The organism is Enterococcus italicus (assembly GCF_023743875.1).
GTDB lineage: Bacteria > Bacillota > Bacilli > Lactobacillales > Enterococcaceae > Enterococcus_G > Enterococcus_G italicus.
The window spans coordinates 966,189-987,198 of record NZ_JAMRVB010000001.1; the positions used below are offsets into that span (position 1 = coordinate 966,189).

The following is a 21,010-nucleotide window of genomic DNA, read 5'->3' on the forward strand; positions in this document are numbered from 1 at the left end:
TCCACTACGTTTTCTTTAAAATGCTATAAATTCTTGAAGTGCTGTTCTAGCCAGCTAGCCACTTGCTCTTGTGTATGGGCTTTTGACTGAGAATTATCAAAAATAAAATCAGCTAGTTTGCGCTTTTGTTCTAAAGGCATTTGGCTTTCAATGCGTTGGCGCGCCATTTCTTCGGTCAGCTGATCACGGTTCATTAGTCGGTGTACCTGTTGCTGCTCATCTACATTCACGACCGCAACACCATCCATCAAATTTTGATAGCCCGCTTCAAATAGCAACGGTAAATCCACGACAATTAACGCATTGCCTTGTTGCGCAAAGTGCGTGATAGCGCAAGAAATTGCTTCACGCAAAAAAGGATCCAATAAAGCATCTAATTTTTGCCTCTTTGTCGCATCTGAAAAAATAAGTGCACCTAATTTTTTTCGGATAAGCTGACCGTTAGCATCCACCATCTCTGGTCCAAACTCTTGGATAATTTCCTCTAATGCAGGTTGCCCTTTTTCAACAATCTGTCTAGCAATTACGTCCCCATCGACAACAGGTATTTGCTTTCTTTTTAAGTAGTTCGTGACTGTAGACTTCCCAGAAGCAATCCCACCTGTAATTCCTAATACATACGTCATCTATTAACCTTCTACTTTCTGACAATTGGGACAAAAATGCGTACCACGTTGTGCAACTTTCGTTTTGACAATCAGTGTGCCACAACGGCTGCAAGGTTTTCCTTGCTGACCATACGCATGCAAAGCAACTTGGAACGTGCCAGCCTCACCCAGTGCATTATGATAGGTGCGAATCGTTGTCCCCCCGGCGATGACAGCTTTGCCCAAGACGTCAATTATAGCTTGATGCAGCGCAATACTTTCGTCAGTTGTTAAGGTACAAGCAAGTCTTTCTGGATGGATTTTAGCTTGCCAGAGTGCCTCGTCAACATAGATATTCCCTAGTCCAGTCACAAGTTTTTGTTCCAATAACAATGGCTTAACGGCTTTTTTTGATTTTGCCAATCCTTGCTGGAAAGCACCTAGTAAAAACTGATCATTCGTAGGCTCCGGTCCCAATTTGGCAATACCGGCGTATTCTGCGCTCTTTCCTTTAGCCACTAACGCAAACCGACCAAACTTACGCACATCCTGATAATGCAACTCCGAGCCATCAGTAAAGTGAAAAATGACATGGGTATGCTTACTCGGTGGTGTCTCTTGAGGGAAAAATTCATATTTCCCTTCCATTCGTAAATGAGAAATCAAGTCATTTGCAGTGTAGCGGAAAATTAAAAACTTTCCTCGACGTTGAATCGCTTCAACAGTCTGACCTACTAATTCAAAGGCCACTTTCTCTTTATCACCACCTTCAATCATTCGATCCCAATAGACGCTTACCGATTGGATAGTTTTACCGATAACTAATTGCTCTAAACCTCGGCGAACAGTCTCAACTTCTGGTAATTCTGGCATTTCTTCACTTCCTTATCTACTTCGCATCGTACCACGTTTCCCCCCAATTACTATCTGTAACGAGTGGAATCGCTAAAGTAACCGCATGCTCCATCACTTCTTTTACAAGCTGATCGACATGAGCTAATTCTTCTTCAGGAACTTCAAAGACTAGCTCATCATGAACTTGTAAGAGCATTGTAGCTGCTAGTTTTTCTTCTTTTAGACGCTTGTTCATTTCAATCATGGCAATTTTTAATATATCTGCCGCACTCCCTTGGATAGGTGAGTTAATCGCTGTTCGCTCGGCAAAAGAACGAATATTATAGTTTTTAGCATAAAGGTCAGGTAAGTATCTTCTCCGATGATACAACGTTTCAACATAGCCATCTTTTTTCGCTTGCTCTACGACATTTTCCATATAGGCTTTGACCCCTGGATACCGTTCAAAGTACGTGTCTATGTATTGTTGAGCTTGCTTTCTGGTAATACCTAGATTTTGCGAAAGGCCATAATCCGAAATACCATAAACAATCCCAAAGTTCACTGCCTTTGCTTGCCGGCGCATATTCGGGGTCACATCTTCAGCACTCTCCAAGCCAAAGACACGCATCGCCGTACTTGTATGGATATCTTGCCCTTCTATGAATGCTGCCTGTAAGTGTTCATCTTTTGAGATATGGGCCAAAACACGCAACTCAATTTGCGAGTAATCTGATGAATAAATTACCCAATTTTTGTTTCTTGGAACAAAAGCTTGACGAATTTTTCGCCCTTCTTCTAAGCGAATTGGGATATTTTGTAGATTCGGATCAACCGAGCTTAGGCGACCGGTTTGTGTCAAGGTTTGGACATATCGGGTGTGTACCTTGCCATCTGATTGGATCATTCTAAGCAATCCTTCGACATAGGTCGACTGAATTTTTGCAATTTGACGATACGTCAAAATATCTTCGACAATCGGCGCTTGCACTTTTAGTTGCTCCAATACATCGACAGCTGTTGAATAACCAGTTTTGGTTTTCTTAATCACAGGGAGACCCATCTTTTCAAATAAAATTACTCCTAGCTGCTTGGGTGAATTCAAGTTAAAGCGCTCGTTTGCTTGCGCGTATATTTTTTCTTCAATGTCATGAAGCTTGGTCGCAAACTCACTTTTCATAGCAATCAAGCGTTGGGCATCGACATGAATACCTGTAATTTCCATTTCAGCTAGGATAAATGACAACGGTAGTTCCATCTCTTTGTATAGTGTCCATTGTCCTTTTTCGACTAACTCATCCGATAATTTTGTGTCCAATTTTTGCATAGTCGCAACTTTACGTGCCAAATGACTATAAAATCGTTCGTTATCTTCAGGAAGCCCTTTTTTAGCCCCTTTTCCATACACTGCTTCGTCTGTTTCGATTTCTGTTAGGCCGTAGCGATGAGCAACAAGTGCTAAGTCATTTGATGAATCATTTGTATCCAACAGATAACAAGCCAGTAAGCTATCAAACTGGATACCATTTGGGCTACCAACATAGCGATGAAGCGCGACCGTCGTCCGTTTGGCATCAAAGACCGATTTGGTTCGTTTGGCATCAAACAACCAATCCTGCAATGCGTTATCTTCTAAAAGCGAAAGATTGTCTGTCACATAAATACGATTGCCATTTGACCAAGCAAAGCCAACAATCTCACTAATATGATAATTATCATCAAGCATTTCCACATAAAGATGTCCCGAATCACCAAACATAGCTGGTTGGACTTCTGTCACATAGTCAAACGAAATATCAGCCAAACTTTTATCCGCATCTGATACGCTTAGTTTCGATAAAAACGATTGGAAATTCATCTCTTGATAAAAAGCGACCAACTTCTCAGTATGTTGTCCTTTGTAAACCAACTGCTCGATAGTCAAATCGACCGGCGCATCCGTATTGATGGTGGCTAAGGTCTTAGATAAAAAGGCCTGATCTTTATCATTAATCAGATTTTCTTTCATCTTACCTGGTTTTAATTCATCTAGGTGTTCGTAAATCCCTTCAACACTTCCAAATTGATTTAGTAATTTGATGGCCGTTTTCTCACCAATTTTTGTCACACCAGGAATATTATCTGAAGAATCACCAGCTAAGCCTTTCATGTCAATAATTTGCTTTGGTACAAGTCCTTGGTATTTTTCGGCGATTGATTCAGGTGTATACGCCTCAATTTCACTCACACCTTTGACAGTAATATCCACTTTTATATGCTCATCTGCTAATTGCGTCAAATCTCGGTCACCTGTCAAAATCACAACATCAAATGATTCCTTGTCTGCACGTTGCGCAAACGTTCCAATAATATCATCTGCTTCGTAATTGGGTAGTTCATAATGCTTAACACCAAACGCATCTAATAACTCTCTTAAGTAAGGTAATTGCTCCTTAAACTCAGTTGGTGTTTTCGCCCGCCCACCTTTATACTCTGCGTACATCTGTGTCCGAAAGGTTGTTTTACCTGCATCAAATGCCACCAAGATATGGGTAGGTTTTTCTTTTTCCATAACTTTTGTAAACATATTATGAAACGCATATAACGCATTGGTATGTAAGCCATTTGCATTTTTGAAACGGTCTAACGATTGATGCAACGCAAAAAAGGCGCGAAAAGCGACACTATTTCCATCAACCAATAATAATTTATTTTTCGGCATGTTTCATTCCTCCAGCCATTATCCTATTCTCCTCATTTTAACAAAGATATACTAGTAAAGCGATTGATTTGAAAGATTAGTTTCGTCATAAAAATTCGAAGACAGAACGGTTCAATTACAACAAAAAAAATCAGCCAACCCCAAAGTTATTTTTAAAACCTTTGGATTGGCTGATTTTTTCAAGTATTTATTTCCTCGAATTTCGCTTTAGCAGTATAAAAATAGTTTAATCTCTAGAGAAAATGCGCAGTAATGCTAAGAAAAGGTTAATAAAATCAAGGTACAGCTGCAATGCCATAAAAGCAGCTAACCCTGTTTGATTTTGACCTTGTGAAGCAGCATAAAGTTTGCGAATTTGTTGATTATCATAAGCAGTCAATCCGATAAAAATCAAGACTGTCACATAAGAAAGGAAATAGTTAACGGCCGAGCTTGCTAAAAAGAAATTTAACAGCGTCGCAATAATTACCCCCCATAACAATCCAATGGCCAATTGACCGACTCTACTTAGATCACGCTTTGTAAACATACCATATAGGGACATACCAATGAAGGTTAATGTCGCAGTAGCAAACGCTAAAGCGATACTTGCTTGTGAATACAGCATCAACGTAACCGATAACGTAAAGCCATTTAACAAGGCATAGACGATAAAGCCAGCGATGGTTAACGAAGGATTTTTTTGTGCTTTTGCACTAACGACAATGACTAAAATAAATTCAACGATCCATACACCGGTAATTCCCAGTGGAAAGTTTTGCAAAAAGCCAAAGACTTGTTCACGAAACATATTAATGGACAGATATGCCGCGATGGCACTAATTGCAAGCCCCATGGCAAAAAAGCCATAAACCTTGCCATAAAAACGATTTAAACTAGTTGTTTCCGTATACGTATTATTCATGAATTTCCTCACTTTCTAATTTTGTAATGACTGGCGGCTGAACCATGACTACGGCATCTAAGACACGTTGTTTTTCATTGTTGACTGCTTCGACTGATATGGTCACCACATCTTTTCGATTATCAACTTTAATCACTTCAAAATCAAATGTGAGTGTTTCGTAATGAAAAACGGGTGCAACAAAGTTAACCGAAAAATTCACCACATGGGAACCTGGACCTGGTAAGTGCTTAGATATCGCGCTTGTAACAATACCCATTAACATAATCGATGGTACAATCGGACGCTCATAACTCGTCTTCTGTGCATAATCATGCTGGATGTACAGCGGATTTGCATCATTCGTTAAACCTAAATAAAGCAATAATTGATTATCCTCTATTGATTCTGTTAACGAAAGCGAGTCACCTTCCTCGATTTGATCAATCGTTTTCCCAAGTTTTCTCGGTTTGCCAATATTCAAAATAAATTCCTCCAATTCTTATTTATTCTATTCTATCAAAAGGCTGAAAAAGTGCAAGTTCGGCTCATCGAAAAAAACTGTTTTCCCTCTCAATAGAAATTGTATCACCATTAAAGATGGAATTTTTTACAATGACATAGTCGACTTTACGAATGGCTTCAATATCGGTGCCACCAGCATAAGAGATCGATGATTGTAAATCTTGTTGCATTTCTACTAAGGTATCTTTTAATGATCCTTTGTGTTGGATCCAGATTTTTTTGCCTTCAACATTTTTCTTTTCGCCTTTTTGAAACTCTGATGCTGACCCAAAGTATTCTTTGTAGACAACACCATTTTCCACTTTTGTCTCACCTGGAGATTCTTCATGACCAGCGAATAGTGACCCGATCATCACCATTGTCGCACCGAAACGAAGTGACTTAGCGATGTCACCATGTGTTCGAATGCCACCATCTGCAATGATGGGTTTCCGAGCAGCCTTTGCACACCAACGAACAGCAGCTAGCTGCCAACCACCCGTCCCAAAACCGGTTTTGATTTTTGTGATACACACTTTCCCTGGTCCAATGCCGACTTTTGTTGCATCAGCACCTGCATTTTCTAATTCTCTTACGGCCTCGGGTGTGCCGACATTCCCCGCAATAACAAATGCCTCGGGTAATTTTTCTTTAATATATTGAATCATTTGAATAACGGAATTTGAATGACCGTGTGCAATATCAATTGTAATATAGTCAGGCGTTAATGTTTGTTTAGCTAATTCATCAATAAATACATACTCGTCTTGTTTGACACCGACACTGATTGATGCGATGTACCCTAAAGACTGCATACGTTTAACAAAAGCAATTCTGCCTTCTTCATCGAAGCGATGCATAATGTAAAAGTAGCCATTTGCTGCTAAAAATTCTGCAATGGATTCGTCAATAATGGTCTGCATATTAGCTGGCACGACCGGCATTTTAAATGAATGCTTACCCAGTATTACCGTCGTATCACACTCTGAACGACTATTTACAACACATTTATTTGGAACCAATTGTACATCTTCATAGTCAAAAACTTTCATATCAAACATCGAAATCCCTCACTTATTATAGAGCAAATGGAATCTGCTCAAAATGTAATGCCCATAATAACTTATAAGATTTCCGACAGATATTCAAGTGAATACAATCTTTATTTTTAAAAAACATTTTCAATGTTCGTATTTCACTTAATTCTATACCCGATATCTGCTCTAAAATGCCAATCATCGGATGAAATTTGAGCCAGTTCATGATAGAGTGTTTCTTTCGCTTCATCGAAAGTATTGGCAGTTTTTTGTACTAAAAATACACGGCCACCATTGGAGACAAATCGGTTTTCACGTTTCGATACACCACTATAGTACACATCTACATCTTTGATATCCGACAAGTCAGGTAACGGTCTTGGTTCTTTCGCTGCAATCGGATACCCTTCTCTGGCAACGACAACACCCAAGCTAACTTGGTTTAGCCAAACAATCTCAAGTGGTTCGTGACGCAATAGCTGATCCATAATATTCACTAGCTTAGAAGACAGTAGTGGTAAAACAACTTGCGCTTCCGGATCACCAAATCGGGCATTAAATTCAATGACTTTCGGGCCTTCTGCTGTAACGATTAGACCAGCGTATAAAATACCGGTGTATGGCGTACCTTGTTGTTTCATGTAGGATGCTACTGGTTGAAGAATATTTTTTATACTCGCTTCAATTATTTGCGGACTAATTTGTGGGACTGGGGCATACGCGCCCATACCGCCAGTATTGGGACCTTTATCGCCAGCGAATACTCGTTTATGATCTTGAGCTGGAATCATCGGGTAGACTGCATCGCCATCCACAAACGCCATCAACGTAAACTCTTCACCTTCTAAAAATTCTTCAATAATGATTTTCGAGCCGCTTTCTCCAAAAATTTGCTCTTTCATTAGCTGCTCGACAGTTGTTAGTGCCTCATCTTTAGACTGTGCAATAATTACTCCCTTACCAGCGGCTAATCCATCAGCCTTAATGACAATTGGATATTTTTCTTGTTCACCCAAAAATAAGATTGCTTCTTCAAACTTATCAAAGGCTTGATAAGATGCTGTGGGTACATTGGCTGATAGCATCACTTCTTTTGCAAATGATTTGGATCCTTCAAGCAAGGCAGCTTCCTGCGTTGGCCCAAAAATTTTTAAACCAGCTGCTTGAAAGTGATTGACGATACCCTCGAGTAATGGTTGTTCAGGCCCTACTATGGTCAAATCAATTTCTTTTTCCTTGGCAAACGTGACTAACGCTGAAAAATCAGAAGCATCCAATGAACAAACTTGAATGCCGTCGACTTCCATCCCAGGATTTCCCGGACAACAGTACACTGCATCTTCAGGAGTATCTTGTTTTATCTTTTTGGCTATCGCGTGCTCTCTGCCACCACTACCAATCACTAGAATATTCATGCGCTTCTCCTTAATGACGAAAATGTCTTATATTCGTGAAAATCATCGTTACATCGTATTGATCTGCCATATCAATCGATTCTTGGTCTTTGATACTTCCCCCCGGCTGAATAATCGCTTTAATGCCGTTTTTGGCTGCGAGTTCAACGCTATCAGACATTGGAAAGAAGGCATCACTTGCCAATACCGCATCGGTTATTGCATTATTTGCTTTAGCTTGCTCAAGCGCAATTGCTACTGATCCCACACGATTCATTTGACCAGCACCAATGCCAACTGTTTGTTGTTTATTGGCTAGTACAATCGCGTTTGATTTGACATGTTTCACTGCCTTCCACGCAAAAGCTAGTGCTTCAATTTCATCGGTAGTTGGTTTTCTTTTGGTCACCACTTGCCACGTCGTTTCATCTTCAATCAGGTCATCTTTACTTTGAATTAACAAGCCACCTCCGACCGAGATAGACGTCCATGCTTTGGGTTGCTTCTCTAAAGATTCTGAAACGGAAAGCAAGCGAATGTTTTTCTTTTTCGTCAATAGTTGCAGCGCATCTTGATCAAACGCTGGTGCGATGATAACTTCTAAAAACATTGAACTCATTTTTTCAGCAACTGCTAAGCTGATTTTTTGATTACTGGCAATGATCCCTCCAAAAATCGAAACCGGATCGGCAGCATACGCCGCGTCAAAAGCTTGTTCAATCGATATGCCTGAACCAATTCCACACGGATTCATGTGTTTGACTGCTACAATTGTTGGTTTTGTATATTCAGCTAAAATACCAAGCGCCGCATCTGTATCACGAATATTGTTGTAAGATAACTCTTTGCCGTGTAGCTGGTTAGCGCTAGCAATCGTACCACTTGGCGCCGGACTTTGGACATAAAAAGCTGCTTCTTGGTGTGGATTTTCTCCATATCGTAATACTTGTTTTTTCTCGTATTGAAGCACCAATTCATCTGGAAATACCGTTTGTTCTACTTTTTCAGCTAAATAACTAGCAATCAATGCGTCGTATGCGGCTGTGTGTTGAAAGACTTTTAGGGCAAGTTTTTTTCTAGTTGTTAGCTTTGTTTCGCCTTTTTCTGCTAATTCACTAAGGATGACTGGATAATCTTGGCTGTCGACAACCACTGTCACCGAAGCGAAGTTTTTTGCAGCAGAGCGCAACATGCTGGGACCACCGATATCAATTTGTTCAATGGCCTCCGCTTCAGTGATTGCTGTCTTTTGAATGGTTTCTTTAAAAGGATACAAATTAACGACCACGAGCGAAATCGGATCGATGTTGTGTTCGTTTAATGTAGCCACATGCTCCGGGTTATCAAGTTTTGCTAAAAGCCCTCCGTGAATCCGCGGATGCAACGTCTTCACGCGGCCATCTAGCATTTCAGGGAATCCTGTAATTTCCTCAATCGCAAGAGTTTTCACTCCTGCGTCAGTCAATGCTTTTCTGGTGCCGCCTGTGGATATAATTTCATAGCCATTCTCAACTAATTCCTTTGCAAATGGGACAATCCCAGTTTTATCCGATACACTAATTAAGGCTCTTTTTTTCATTAGAAGCTCCTTCTTGAAATATTTTTTCGAGCACCATTGGATAAATGGTGTGTTCAACCGCATGCATCCGCTCGGTAAAGGTAGCGAACGTATCTGTCTTCAATATCGGTACGGCTTTTTGATAAATAATTGGGCCAGTATCGATGCCTTCATCAATATAATGAATGGTGATACCACTTTCCGACACGCCAGCATCAAAGGCATCGGCGATACTGGTTCGCCCAGGAAAAGCGGGTAGGAGTGACGGATGAATATTAATGATTCGGTTTTTGTAAGGTTCGAGGAGTGTCGGGCCTATCAAACGCATATACCCCGCCAAGACGATGAATTCAGTTTCATGAAGAATCAACGCTTCTTTCACCTGCTCTTCATAGGCCGTTTTAGTAGCAAAATCACTTGGTTTTAAGCAGACAATCGGGATTCGTTCCGCTTCTGCTCGCTTCAGTACCAATGCATCCGGTTGGTCACAGACGAGCAATTCGATAGTCGCAGCTAATTGTCCTTGCTTTATCGCTTGGACGAGTGCGGTAAAATTCGATCCGGTTCCTGAGGCAAACACAGCTATCTTCATTCAGCTTCCTCTTTCATGACGACCGAATCACCATTCCGTTTTTTCACCACGCCAATTTGATAAAATGGTGTGTTCGCTTTCGCAAACAATGCCTCTACATGTTCCAGGTTTTCTTTGCGAATAGCTAGCACGAGACCAATACCCATATTAAAAATGCCAAACATTTGTTGCGATGTATACCCTCCGAGTTCTTGCATCAAAGAAAATACCGGCAAGACCGGCCAAGTACCGTTATGGATTTCTGCTTGCAAGTGTTCCGGCAACATTCTCGGGATATTTTCATAAAATCCGCCACCAGTAATATGTGCAACACCCTGAATCAGATGATCCGCAAGTAAAGGCAAGACATCATTAACGTAAATTTTGGTCGGCGTCAGTAAAGTAGTACCAAGATGATCAATACCATAGTCTGAAAATGATGCATCTAACGAAAAAGTGTATTTTTTAAAAAATAATGAACGCACCAACGAAAAGCCATTGGAATGAATACCAGTCGATGGCAACCCGATCAATAGGTCGCCTTCTTGGATTGAATCAGCTTGGATTAACTGACTTTTCTCAGCAACACCGACCGTAAAACCAGCTAGATCATACTCGTTCTCAGCATACAAATCCGGCATTTCAGCAGTCTCTCCGCCTACCAGTGCCGCACCAGCTTGGACACAGCCTTCCGCAACACCGGCTACGATTTGTTCAACAACAATTGGGTCTAATTTTCCAGTAGCAATGTAATCTAAAAACAAGATAGGTTTAGCTCCTTGGGCAAGGACATCATTGACACACATTGCCACACAGTCAATGCCAATCGTTTCATGTTGGTTCATTTCCTGAGCCAATAGTAGCTTCGTACCGACACCATCTGTGCCCGCCACTAATACTGGCTCAGCTAATTCGTACACACTTAAATCAACCATGCCACCAAAGCCACCGATTGCTCCCATGACACCTCTGTTTGCCGTTTTACGGACATGCTTTTTCATTCGTTCGACTGCATCGTAGCCAGCCTCGATATTCACACCAGCTTCTTGATACGGATTTGTCACTTGAATACCTCCTCGTTCATTTGCACCACTTTTTCACCCTGTAAAGATGCCAAATACTCTTCTTCATAATCATACAATGGCGTCGGATAATCGCCATTAAAATAAGCCATACAAAGACCGCTATAAGGTGCATCGAATGGTAAACCAATCGAATCAATCACCCCTTGCTCACTCAAAAATTCTAAAGAATCCGCACCAATGATAGTACACATCTCTTCTTTAGTATGATTGGCAGCAATTAACTCTTTTCTTGTCTGGATATCAATCCCATAAAAACAAGGATATTTCAACGCTGGCGAGCCAATCCGCAAATGAACTTCTGACGCACCCGCTTCTTTTAGCAAACTCACTATGCGTTGACTGGTTGTCCCGCGCACGATTGAATCATCGACCAGGATCACACGTTTTCCTTCGACTACTTTTTTGACAGCCGAAAGCTTCATCCGCACACCTTGCTCACGAAGCTCTTGTGTAGGTTGAATAAACGTCCGCGCGATGTATTGATTTTTAATTAACCCTAGTTCATACGGAATATTCGCTTCTTCTGCGTAGCCACTTGCGGCCGACAAAGAAGAATTTGGCACTCCCACCACAATATCGGCGTCTACCGGTGCTTCTTGCGCTAGTCGCTTACCCATTGTTTTACGTGCAGTGTGAACATTAACACCGTATATGTTTGAGTCAGGTCGAGCAAAATATATAAATTCCATGGAGCAAATCGAAAGTTGCGTATCTGTGGTATAGGGGATAATTTCCATTCCCTTATCAGATATCCAGACCATCTCTCCAGGATTGACATCCCGAACAAAGCTAGCACCAATCGTATCTAGCGCACATGTTTCCGAAGCTACTACATAGCCACCATTATTCAATCTGCCAATGGCGAGCGGTCGGAATCCATTTGGATCCAAAGCTGCAATCATCGCATCAGATGTTAGCAAAAGATACGCAAAGCCACCTTTGACTGTATTCAGTGATTCCATAATTTTTTCTTTCAATGTACTTTTGGTACTTCGACGAATGAGATGCATCAAAATTTCCGTATCTGAACTAGAATGGAAAATGGCACCTTCCTTTTCTAACGACCGACGCAAACGTTTTGCATTGGTCAAATTACCATTGTGCGCTAGAGCGATTTGTTCCTGATCGAATTGAAAAAGAAAGGGCTGAATATTGGCAAGATTCCTTCTACCAGCTGTGGCATATCGGACGTGTCCAATCGCAGCATCACCTTCAAGTCGGTCCAAAATCGCTTCATTTGAAAAAACATCCGAAAGCAATCCCAGGTCACGATGGCCAGAAAGTTCCGATTCGCCTTTAGCGACAATTCCTGCTCCTTCTTGTCCTCGGTGCTGCAACGCATGCAGACCAAAATACGTAAGGCGCGCAGCATCTTCACATTGCCAGACACCGAAAACACCACATTCTTCATTCAAGCTTTTTACTTCATAAGGCATGGAATGGCTTCCTCCCATATTCGCTTTGCATTGAGTCCATCAATTATTACTTGCTCATTTTCTGATTTGATCACATATGTTGGTTCTTCCGTTACCACGCCAAGATAAGTCGCGTTTGCGCCAAATTGTTCTTCAAAGCGCGCTTGATTTTCTAGAGAAACACTTAATACAAATCGTGATTGCGTTTCAGAGAAGAGCTGTGCATTTGTTCCTTGCCAATCAATTGAAAAACCAAAATTATGATCGAAGGCTGATTCCGCTAAAGCTACTAATAATCCACCTTCCGCACAATCATGCGCACTTTGAATCAATCCTTCTTTGATCGCTGCTAAAACCAGTGTTTGATTGTTCTTTTCGTCTTCTAATGAAAAACTGATTGTGCCCGCAATTTCACCAGTTTGTTGCTTTTGAATTTCACTCCCAGCAAAGTCATCCTTCGTTTCTCCAATAACATAAATCAGGTCGCCACTTTTCTTGAAGGACTGAGTTGTTACGTGTTGTACATCTTCAATCAGTCCAACCATCCCAATCATTGGCGTAGGATAAATCGCTTGGCCATTGGTTTCGTTGTACAACGAAACATTACCTGAGATGACTGGCGTTCCTAACGCTAGGCACGCAGCAGAAATGCCATCTGCTGACTGTGCCAATTCCCAAAAGACTTCTGGCTTCTCAGGTGAGCCGTAATTCAAACAATCGGTAATAGCTAATGGTTGGCCACCGCTGGCCACAATATTTCTGGCGGCTTCGGCAACAGCAATTTGACCACCAAGTTCTGGATCAAGGTATAAATAGCGCGCATTGCAATCCGTCGTCATCGCCAAAGCTTTCTTCGTTCCTTTGATCCGCACGACAGCAGCATCACTTCCCGGACGTACGACTGTGTTCGTCAAGACTTGTGAATCATAGGTCTCATAGACCGACTTCTTAGATGCAATTGTCGGTTGAGCAAGTAAATCAGTCAACGTTTCTTCAACAGAGTATAGTACCGGTTCAAAAGGTTGCATTTGTTTAAATGCTTCTAGTCTCTTCGGAACAGCTTGTTCTTTGTAATAGACAGGCGCTTCACTCGCCAATGCATCGACCGGCAAGTCAGCAACCAATTTCCCTTTGTGATACAAGCGATATTGACCGTCGTTAGTGACTGAACCGATATTAACAGCGGCAAGCTCATATTTTGCAAAAAGGTTGCAAACGGTTTGTTCATGGCCTTTTTGGACACAGATTAACATACGCTCTTGTGATTCAGAGAGCATCATCTCATAAGGGGTCATATTGGTTTCACGTTGAGGGACATCATCTAGATTAAGCTTTAATCCAGATCCTGCTTTTGATGCCATTTCCGAACTTGATGAAACCAACCCAGCTGCGCCCATATCTTGAATCCCAACAACTGCTTCAGGATGCTCTTGAATCAATTCTAAACACGCCTCAAGTAATAATTTTTCCATAAATGGATCGCCCACTTGAACCGCCGAGCGATTTTGTTCTTTTTCATCCTCAAATTCTTCTGAGGCAAATGTCGCACCATGGATTCCATCGCGACCAGTTTTTGCACCGACATAAAAGATTGGATTGCCGATCCCTTTCGCTTGGCCTTTTTGAATGTGGCGATGCTCGATAACACCCACACACATCGCATTGACCAACGGATTCCCTTCATAACACGCGTCAAAGGAAATTTCACCACCCACTGTCGGGATACCGATACAATTACCATATCCGCTAATGCCAGCGACGATTTCTTCAAATAAATACTTCGTCCTTGAATTGGTCAATTCACCAAATCGCAACGAATCCAATATAGCAATCGGTCGAGCGCCCATACTAAAGATATCTCGGATAATTCCGCCTACGCCAGTCGCTGCCCCTTCATATGGCTCCACCGCTGATGGATGATTGTGGCTTTCTGCTTTAAAAACAACTGCCAAGTCATCGCCAATATCAACAATTCCCGCTCCTTCACCGGGACCTTGTAACACGTGAGAACCGCTTGATGGAAATTTTTTAAGAATCGGTTTTGAATTTTTATAAGAGCAGTGCTCACTCCACATAACAGCAAATAAGCCCGTTTCGGTATAGTTGGGTTGACGATGTAAAATTGCCACTACTTTATCATATTCTTCGTCTGTTAATCCCCATTGCCGATAAATTTTTTCGTGTTGGATTGTTTCCGCTGTTGGCTCAAGACTCACCTTATTTGACATGATTGCTCTCCTTTACAAAGTTTGTCAGCATTGATTCAAAAAAAGGACGACCATCAGTTGACCCTAATAATGCTTCGACTGCTCGCTCCGGATGCGGCATCATGCCGACTACATTGCCTGCTAGATTGCTAATGCCCGCGATATTTGCGACACTCCCGTTCACCTTGTCAGCATATCGAAATAAGATTTGATTATTGGCTTCTAGTTCAGCTAATGTTTCCTCATCACAGTAATAATTTCCTTCGCCATGCGCAATCGGTAGCTCAATAGTTGCATTTGCTTGATACTGATTCGTAAATGGATGCTTGTTTGTTTCGACAACGATTGGGACTACTTTACTGATAAATTTCAACGATTCATTTTTTCGTAAACCACCCGGTAACAGACCTAGTTCTGTTAACATCTGAAACCCATTGCACGTTCCAAAAACCGGCTTACCTTCCTGTGCAAAACGCACCACCTCAGTCATAATTGGTGCAAAACGGGCAATCGCTCCACACCGTAAGTAATCACCATAAGAAAACCCGCCCGGAAGCAACACGCCATCATACCCCATCAATGAGCGTTCATCATGGCGTACTGCTGTCGCTTGCATACCATCAAAAAGATTCACAGCCCATATCATATCTTGATCGCAATTAGAGCCTGGGAAAACAATAACTGCAAATTTCATTGTTGCACCTCGTCTACTAATTCATAGCGATAGCTTTCCATCGTCACATTTGCCAATAACTCTTGACACATCTTTTCAATTTCAGCTTCCGGGTCAACAGACTCTGCTAATTGAATTTCGAAGTATTTACCCATCCGGACATCTTTTACTTCTTTATGGTCAAGTCGCAGCAATGCATTTTTTACTGCCTCACCTTGAGGATCAAGGATCGATTCTTTGTACATTACGATTACTTTAGCAAGTGTCATCTAATTTTCCTCCTTAAGTGCATCAAGTCGATTGGTAACTTCACGATAAACCGTTAGTAAATCCCCTGTTTTCTTACGATAGACATCTTTATCAAGTGATTGCTTGCTTGTTTTATCCCATAAGCGACACGTATCAGGTGAAATTTCATCTGCCAAAAGAATTTTCCCATCCGAGGTTCTTCCCACTTCAATTTTAAAATCAACCAACGTCAAATCAATTTGGTCAAACAACTCAATCAATTTTTCATTAAGCATCAATGTTAGCTGACGAATACTCTTTAATTCACCTTCAGTCGCAATTGAAAAATAATCGACATGAGCATCATTTATAAATGGATCATCCAATTCGTCAGCTTTGTAATAAAATTCAATAATCGGTCTAGTTAATACTGTGCCTTGTGCAACAGCAAACCGTTTGGAAAAACTACCAGCCGCCACATTTCTTAAAACAATTTCTAGTGGAATCATTTCTAGCTTTTTGATTAATTGTTCGGTTTTTCCCTCTTTTGATACAAAATGGTTTTCAATGCCATTTTTTTTTAACCATGTGAAAATAAAAGATGAAATGGTATTGTTTAACTCAGCTTTCCCAACCATTTCATCTTTTCTTGCGCCATTTAATGCTGTAACTTGATCCAAATATTCTACGAGAACAATGGATTCATCTTCTGTCCGATACATTTTCTTCGCTTTTCCCTCATAGATTACATCGCACGTATTCATGATTCACCTCATTAATTTATTGGTTATTTCTTGCTTTCATTTTAAACCTAACAAAAAAAGATAGTCAAATAATTATTTATAATTTAATTACAAAAAGCAATAAATGTTCGTATTTAAAGAATAGAAAAATAAAGATAAGCGTTTACATAAATATGTGTTTGTGATATAGTTTCATTGATAATATGACTTTGGAGGAAGAACAAATGAAAGAGCAACTCAGACATGATGCACGTATTTTCTATGATTCATTATCCGTAGAAACGCAAGAGTCACTCCTCAATGATATCCGACAGCTTTTATATTCTGAAAAATTTGGAATAGATTCACAAATAGCTCCTTTTTTAAAAGCGGTTTTTGAGAACAAATTGACAACTATTAGTCATCGAAATGTCTATCAATATCAAAACCAAAAAAATCAAGAGTTAATTATCCAAGCTATTGAAGCCTCTTATCTCTTTAAAAGCTACCATCTTTTAAAAGTTTTTTATAATTTTCGTGAAGTTTCATTAGAGTTTTTGTCTGAAATCCTTGAGTATAGCCATAGCCGCATCAGTTTGACTCAATGAAAACAAAAAAGCCATAAAATCCAAAAGTTTGGAAAATAACTTCTGGATTTTATGGCTTTTGCTTATTATTGACCAATTCTGTCTTAATCTCTAGTCTCTATCAGTGAAACAAATTTGTCTTACTAATTTGTTTGTGTCACATCTGTATCGTAATATTTTTCAAAAAGTGGCTAACTTGTTCTTGAAATTTTGGGTTGAATCATAGCAAACTCAAAAAGGTAGGTCAACTTATTTGTCAAACGACTGTATAAAAGGAGGGATAACAGTTTAAACTGTCATACCTCCGTAAATGATTTACTCTAAACCGACTCTTTTAAAAATCGTATCCACTTGTTTTAGATGGTAACGATAATCAAATGCATCATCTAATTCTTCTTTTGATAAAATACTCATAATTTTCGCGTCTTGCTCTAGCAATGGTCGAAACTGTGTTTGTTCATCCCAAGCAATTGCAGTTTTTGGTTGTACCAAATCATAGGCTTCTTCTCTTGTCATACCGTGATCGATCAATTTGAGTAAGACACGTTGGCTATAAATTAAACCAAACGTCGCATCCATATTGCGCTTCATGTTTTCAGGGAAGACAGTCAATTGTTCAACAATCGTCGCAAAACGATTCAACATATAGTTAAGTAAAATCGTTGTATCAGGTAAAATAATACGTTCAGCGGAAGAATGAGAAATATCTCGCTCATGCCATAAAGTGACATCTTCATACGCTGTTACGACATGCCCGCGAATCACTCGCGCTAGACCAGTCATGTTCTCAGAGCCGATTGGGTTACGCTTATGCGGCATTGCGGATGAGCCTTTTTGCCCTTTCGCGAAAAATTCTTCCACCTCACGAGTTTCTGATTTTTGCAATGAACGGATTTCAGTAGCAAATTTTTCAATACTAGTCGCAATTAATGCCATGGTTGCGATGTATTCTGCGTGCAAATCTCTTGGTAGCACCTGGGTAGAAATTTCTTGGGCGCGAATACCTAGTTTGTCACAGACAAACGCTTCAACAAAAGGTGGGATATTGGCAAATGTCCCCACTGCGCCACTAATTTTACCAGCCTCAACGCCAGCTGCAGCGTGTTCAAATCGTTCAATATTTCGCTTCATTTCTGAGTACCATAAGGCTAGCTTCAGCCCAAACGTAGTCGGCTCCGCATGAACTCCATGCGTGCGTCCCATCATTACGGTATGCTTGTAGGCTTTGGCTTTCTCACCGATTACTTCAGTTAAACGTTGAATATCTTTTCTTAAGATATCATTGGCTTGTTTCACGAGATAGCCATATGCCGTATCAACGACATCAGTGGAAGTAAGACCATAATGAACCCATTTGCGCTCCTCACCCAAACTTTCAGAGACAGCTCGTGTAAACGCTACGACGTCATGTCGCGTTTCTTGTTCAATTTCTAAAATACGTGCGGTATCAAAGGCTGCTTTTTCGCGGATTTTTTTGACATCTTCTTTCGGTATTTCACCAAGCTCAGACCAAGCCTCGGTGGCAAGGATTTCTACTTCTAACCAAGCTCGATAGCGGTTTTCATCAGTCCAAATATTTCCCATTTCTGGTCGTGTATAGCGTTCTAGCATGTTTGTCTCCTTTGAAAATCTATTTTTATTCCCAAATACGTGTTTGTGCTATTTCTTCAAGTGTTTTTTCAATATCTTTCGTCAAGATGGTAATGTGTCCCATTTTTCGATTGACTTTGGCTTTTTCTTTCCCATAATAATGAAAATGCCAATTCGGTTCTTGTCCAATCATCCGATACGTTCGCTGCAATTCAATCCCTAAAATATTGATCATAACCGCTGGACTAAGTGACTCCACTTGGGCAAGTGGCCAACCACAAATACCTCGAATATGTGCATCAAATTGACTCATCGAACAAGATTCAATCGTATGATGACCGGAATTATGCGGTCTTGGCGCCAGTTCATTGACATAAATACTGCCAGACTCAGTGAGAAACATCTCAACAGTCAATACACCGCGCAATTGCAATGCTTCTGCAATATCGATGGCCACACGCTTCGCTTCTTCAGCTACCTCGTCGGCAATTCGAGCTGGCGAAATTGTTTGATACAAAATATTGTTGCGGTGAATATTTTCCGCTACAGGAAACGTTACATACTCTGTGCCATTACCTGCAACAATCACAGATAATTCTTTTTCAAATGGTATCCACGCCTCTAATTCACACGTGCCTTCCCTAAGCAACGTCATCGCCTCTGCTAAGTCCGCTCGGCTTTTCAAGACATGCTGTCCTTTACCATCATAACCGCCGCGCGTTGTTTTCAAAACACATGGATAGCCTAAACTATCAATAGCATCCTGAATATCAGTAGGGCTGATAATCGTAGCATAAGGAGCAATCACGATATTATTTGCCTCTAAGAATGATTTTTCTAATAAGCGGTCTTGCGTAATCGCCAATAAATCGGTCCCTTGAGGAATATTAGCCTCGGGTAATAAATTATTTAACGCTTCAACACTCACGTTTTCAAATTCATACGTAATAACATCGCTTCGTTTTGCCAACTCCATCAATGCAAGAGTATCATCATAAGCCGAAACAATGTGCCAATCTGCCACTTGTGCTGCAGGGCAATCATTCGTCGGGTCTAAAATCCCTACACGGAATCCCATATATTTGGCGCTAATTGCCATCATTCTACCAAGCTGTCCACCGCCAACAATTCCAATCGTTGAACCAGGCATTAAAAGACTAGTCAAGTTGATCACTACTTTCTTCAGAAACTATGCGTATTTCTTCGCGATAGCTTGCCAATTTTTCTTCTATTCCCTTATCATATATGGAAAGTATTTGAGTAGCAAGTAAAGCCGCGTTAATTGCGCCAGATTTTCCGATGGCAGTCGTTGCAACAGGAATCCCACCTGGCATTTGAACAATCGATAAGAGCGAGTCTAACCCATGTAAAGCTTTCGTTTGGATAGGGACTCCAATGACGGGTAATGTCGTTTGCGAGGCAATCATACCCGGTAGATGGGCAGCCCCACCCGCACCGGCAATAATTACTGCATGATCTTTGCGCGCTTGTTTGGCAAATTCAAACATCTTATCTGGATTGCGATGCGCGGAGACAACTTGTTTCGTATAAGGTATGTTAAATTTTTCTAAAATCAAACAGCTTTCTTTCATCGTTTCCCAATCTGAAATACTTCCCATCACGATGGCTACACGTTTCATAAGGCGGCTCCAATCTTATTTTATTTATGATTCGTCTGATAATTGTTTATGGTGGAACAATGTATTTAGTAACACAGCGGTCAAACTGCTCATAACAATTCCGTTTTCGGTAAACATTTGAATCGTAGCTGGAAGCTTACTAAACAGTCCAGGCATTAAATTAAATCCCAAACCAAAGCCAATGGACAACGCAACAGTTAGCAAATTGCGATCATCCGTAAAGTCGACTTTCGCCAACATACGCATCCCCGCTACTGCAACCATTCCAAACATTACGAGCATCCCACCGCCTAATACAGCATCAGGAATGACTTGCGCCATTGCACCAATTTTGGGAAATAGCCCTAGAATAATTAGAAAAATAGCAGAAAAATAAAGTGGACGTTTTGTTTTTATGCCTGATAATTGAACCAAGCCGACATTTTGCGAGAAGCCGGTATGTGGAAATGTATTGACCAAACCACCCAGTAAAATCGCTAGACCCTCTGTTCGATAGCCACGTTTCAGATCATCTTCAGTCAATGTTTTGTCTGTAATCTCAGCTAGGGCAAAGTAGACACCCGTTGATTCAACCATACAGACAATGACAATAATGCACATTAAGATGATTGAGACTGGATCAAATGATGGTTTACCAAAATAAAATAGCTGTGGCAGTTGAAACCAAGAGGCTTGCTCAAAGGCTTTTGTTGATACGTCCCCCATCAGTGCGGCGACGAGCGTACCGCCAATTAACCCAACAAGCACTGCAATCGATCGGAAAAAGCCTTTTGCGTAGACTTGGGTCAATAATA

20 protein-coding genes are annotated in these 21,010 nt (G+C 40.8%); 1 reads left to right on the forward strand and 19 read right to left on the reverse strand.

The genetic code is table 11. The features are described 5' to 3' along the window. Positions 1-23: 23 nt before the first annotated feature. The 15 genes from coaE to purC form a co-directional block, all read right to left on the reverse strand. Entirely contained in the window at positions 24-626 is a 603-nt protein-coding gene (coaE, locus tag NE257_RS04660) for a dephospho-CoA kinase (RefSeq protein WP_251885904.1), read from the reverse strand. A 3-nt stretch (positions 627-629) separates the two neighbouring features. Beyond that, positions 630-1,460: a DNA-formamidopyrimidine glycosylase gene (mutM, locus tag NE257_RS04665; RefSeq protein ID WP_007208226.1), complete on the reverse strand. Its 831-nt coding sequence runs from the start codon at positions 1,458-1,460 to the stop codon at positions 630-632. 16 nt (positions 1,461-1,476) lie between these two features. Next, complete coding sequence (gene polA / locus NE257_RS04670) at positions 1,477-4,122, reverse strand: DNA polymerase I (RefSeq protein WP_251885905.1); 2,646 nt, start codon at positions 4,120-4,122, stop codon at positions 1,477-1,479. Between the two features lie 226 nt (positions 4,123-4,348). Further along, positions 4,349-5,026, reverse strand: coding sequence for a Bax inhibitor-1/YccA family protein (locus tag NE257_RS04675; protein ID WP_007208224.1), 678 nt, complete (start codon positions 5,024-5,026; stop codon positions 4,349-4,351). Continuing rightward, entirely contained in the window at positions 5,019-5,489 is a 471-nt protein-coding gene (locus NE257_RS04680; RefSeq protein ID WP_040366522.1) for a MaoC/PaaZ C-terminal domain-containing protein, read from the reverse strand. The genes NE257_RS04675 and NE257_RS04680 overlap by 8 nt, the downstream gene beginning before the upstream one ends. A gap of 64 nt (positions 5,490-5,553) precedes the next feature. Beyond that, on the reverse strand, positions 5,554-6,561 hold the full coding sequence (locus NE257_RS04685; RefSeq protein WP_251886446.1) for a GMP reductase: 1,008 nt from the start codon (positions 6,559-6,561) through the stop codon (positions 5,554-5,556). 143 nt (positions 6,562-6,704) lie between these two features. Then, complete coding sequence (purD, locus tag NE257_RS04690; protein ID WP_251885906.1) at positions 6,705-7,961, reverse strand: phosphoribosylamine--glycine ligase; 1,257 nt, start codon at positions 7,959-7,961, stop codon at positions 6,705-6,707. Positions 7,962-7,971: 10 nt separating this feature from the next. Then, positions 7,972-9,519 (reverse strand): bifunctional phosphoribosylaminoimidazolecarboxamide formyltransferase/IMP cyclohydrolase, encoded by a 1,548-nt coding sequence (gene purH, locus NE257_RS04695; RefSeq protein WP_251885907.1) that lies wholly within the window; start codon positions 9,517-9,519, stop codon positions 7,972-7,974. Next, positions 9,497-10,090 (reverse strand): phosphoribosylglycinamide formyltransferase, encoded by a 594-nt coding sequence (gene purN / locus NE257_RS04700; RefSeq protein WP_251885908.1) that lies wholly within the window; start codon positions 10,088-10,090, stop codon positions 9,497-9,499. Before purN ends, purH begins: the two co-directional genes overlap by 23 nt. Continuing rightward, positions 10,087-11,133, reverse strand: coding sequence for a phosphoribosylformylglycinamidine cyclo-ligase (gene purM / locus NE257_RS04705; protein ID WP_007208195.1), 1,047 nt, complete (start codon positions 11,131-11,133; stop codon positions 10,087-10,089). The genes purN and purM overlap by 4 nt, the downstream gene beginning before the upstream one ends. Next, positions 11,130-12,590 carry an amidophosphoribosyltransferase gene (gene purF, locus NE257_RS04710; RefSeq protein ID WP_251885909.1) on the reverse strand — a complete coding sequence of 487 codons (1,461 nt, stop codon included), beginning with the start codon at positions 12,588-12,590 and terminating at the stop codon, positions 11,130-11,132. Before purF ends, purM begins: the two co-directional genes overlap by 4 nt. After that, entirely contained in the window at positions 12,575-14,797 is a 2,223-nt protein-coding gene (gene purL / locus NE257_RS04715) for a phosphoribosylformylglycinamidine synthase subunit PurL (protein ID WP_251854712.1), read from the reverse strand. Before purL ends, purF begins: the two co-directional genes overlap by 16 nt. After that, on the reverse strand, positions 14,787-15,470 hold the full coding sequence (gene purQ / locus NE257_RS04720) for a phosphoribosylformylglycinamidine synthase subunit PurQ (protein ID WP_251885910.1): 684 nt from the start codon (positions 15,468-15,470) through the stop codon (positions 14,787-14,789). Before purQ ends, purL begins: the two co-directional genes overlap by 11 nt. After that, positions 15,467-15,718 carry a phosphoribosylformylglycinamidine synthase subunit PurS gene (gene purS / locus NE257_RS04725; RefSeq protein ID WP_007208191.1) on the reverse strand — a complete coding sequence of 84 codons (252 nt, stop codon included), beginning with the start codon at positions 15,716-15,718 and terminating at the stop codon, positions 15,467-15,469. The genes purQ and purS overlap by 4 nt, the downstream gene beginning before the upstream one ends. Continuing rightward, positions 15,719-16,441, reverse strand: a complete 723-nt coding sequence (gene purC, locus NE257_RS04730; protein ID WP_007208190.1) for a phosphoribosylaminoimidazolesuccinocarboxamide synthase — start codon at positions 16,439-16,441, stop codon at positions 15,719-15,721. It lies immediately after the preceding gene. A gap of 203 nt (positions 16,442-16,644) precedes the next feature. On the opposite strand from purC, the gene NE257_RS04735 reads away from it, so the two are divergent. Next, positions 16,645-17,007, forward strand: coding sequence for a hypothetical protein (locus NE257_RS04735; RefSeq protein WP_040366511.1), 363 nt, complete (start codon positions 16,645-16,647; stop codon positions 17,005-17,007). 294 nt (positions 17,008-17,301) lie between these two features. Here NE257_RS04735 and purB read toward each other — a convergent pair whose 3' ends face one another. From purB to NE257_RS04755, 4 genes are all read right to left on the reverse strand, one after another. Further along, positions 17,302-18,597: an adenylosuccinate lyase gene (gene purB / locus NE257_RS04740; RefSeq protein ID WP_251885911.1), complete on the reverse strand. Its 1,296-nt coding sequence runs from the start codon at positions 18,595-18,597 to the stop codon at positions 17,302-17,304. A gap of 25 nt (positions 18,598-18,622) precedes the next feature. Continuing rightward, positions 18,623-19,750: a 5-(carboxyamino)imidazole ribonucleotide synthase gene (gene purK / locus NE257_RS04745; RefSeq protein WP_040366509.1), complete on the reverse strand. Its 1,128-nt coding sequence runs from the start codon at positions 19,748-19,750 to the stop codon at positions 18,623-18,625. Next, positions 19,734-20,216, reverse strand: a complete 483-nt coding sequence (gene purE, locus NE257_RS04750; protein WP_007208186.1) for a 5-(carboxyamino)imidazole ribonucleotide mutase — start codon at positions 20,214-20,216, stop codon at positions 19,734-19,736. Before purE ends, purK begins: the two co-directional genes overlap by 17 nt. Before the next feature lie 24 nt (positions 20,217-20,240). Further along, a partial coding sequence (locus NE257_RS04755) for a solute carrier family 23 protein (protein ID WP_251885912.1) occupies positions 20,241-21,010 on the reverse strand: 770 nt, incomplete at its 5' end.

Bases quoted from the DNA above. Each gene is read 5' to 3' on its own strand.
- coaE (WP_251885904.1), bottom strand. From the start codon at position 626: ATGACGTATGTATTAGGAATTACAGGTGGGATTGCTTCTGGGAAGTCT.
- mutM (WP_007208226.1), bottom strand. From the start codon at position 1,460: ATGCCAGAATTACCAGAAGTTGAGACTGTTCGCCGAGGTTTAGAGCAA.
- polA (WP_251885905.1), bottom strand. From the start codon at position 4,122: ATGCCGAAAAATAAATTATTATTGGTTGATGGAAATAGTGTCGCTTTT.
- NE257_RS04675 (WP_007208224.1), bottom strand. From the start codon at position 5,026: ATGAATAATACGTATACGGAAACAACTAGTTTAAATCGTTTTTATGGC.
- NE257_RS04685 (WP_251886446.1), bottom strand. From the start codon at position 6,561: ATGAAAGTTTTTGACTATGAAGATGTACAATTGGTTCCAAATAAATGT.
- purD (WP_251885906.1), bottom strand. From the start codon at position 7,961: ATGAATATTCTAGTGATTGGTAGTGGTGGCAGAGAGCACGCGATAGCC.
- purH (WP_251885907.1), bottom strand. From the start codon at position 9,519: ATGAAAAAAAGAGCCTTAATTAGTGTATCGGATAAAACTGGGATTGTC.
- purN (WP_251885908.1), bottom strand. From the start codon at position 10,090: ATGAAGATAGCTGTGTTTGCCTCAGGAACCGGATCGAATTTTACCGCA.
- purF (WP_251885909.1), bottom strand. From the start codon at position 12,590: ATGCCTTATGAAGTAAAAAGCTTGAATGAAGAATGTGGTGTTTTCGGT.
- purL (WP_251854712.1), bottom strand. From the start codon at position 14,797: ATGTCAAATAAGGTGAGTCTTGAGCCAACAGCGGAAACAATCCAACAC.
- purQ (WP_251885910.1), bottom strand. From the start codon at position 15,470: ATGAAATTTGCAGTTATTGTTTTCCCAGGCTCTAATTGCGATCAAGAT.
- purS (WP_007208191.1), bottom strand. From the start codon at position 15,718: ATGACACTTGCTAAAGTAATCGTAATGTACAAAGAATCGATCCTTGAT.
- purC (WP_007208190.1), bottom strand. From the start codon at position 16,441: ATGAATACGTGCGATGTAATCTATGAGGGAAAAGCGAAGAAAATGTAT.
- NE257_RS04735 (WP_040366511.1), top strand. From the start codon at position 16,645: ATGAAAGAGCAACTCAGACATGATGCACGTATTTTCTATGATTCATTA.
- purB (WP_251885911.1), bottom strand. From the start codon at position 18,597: ATGCTAGAACGCTATACACGACCAGAAATGGGAAATATTTGGACTGAT.
- purE (WP_007208186.1), bottom strand. From the start codon at position 20,216: ATGAAACGTGTAGCCATCGTGATGGGAAGTATTTCAGATTGGGAAACG.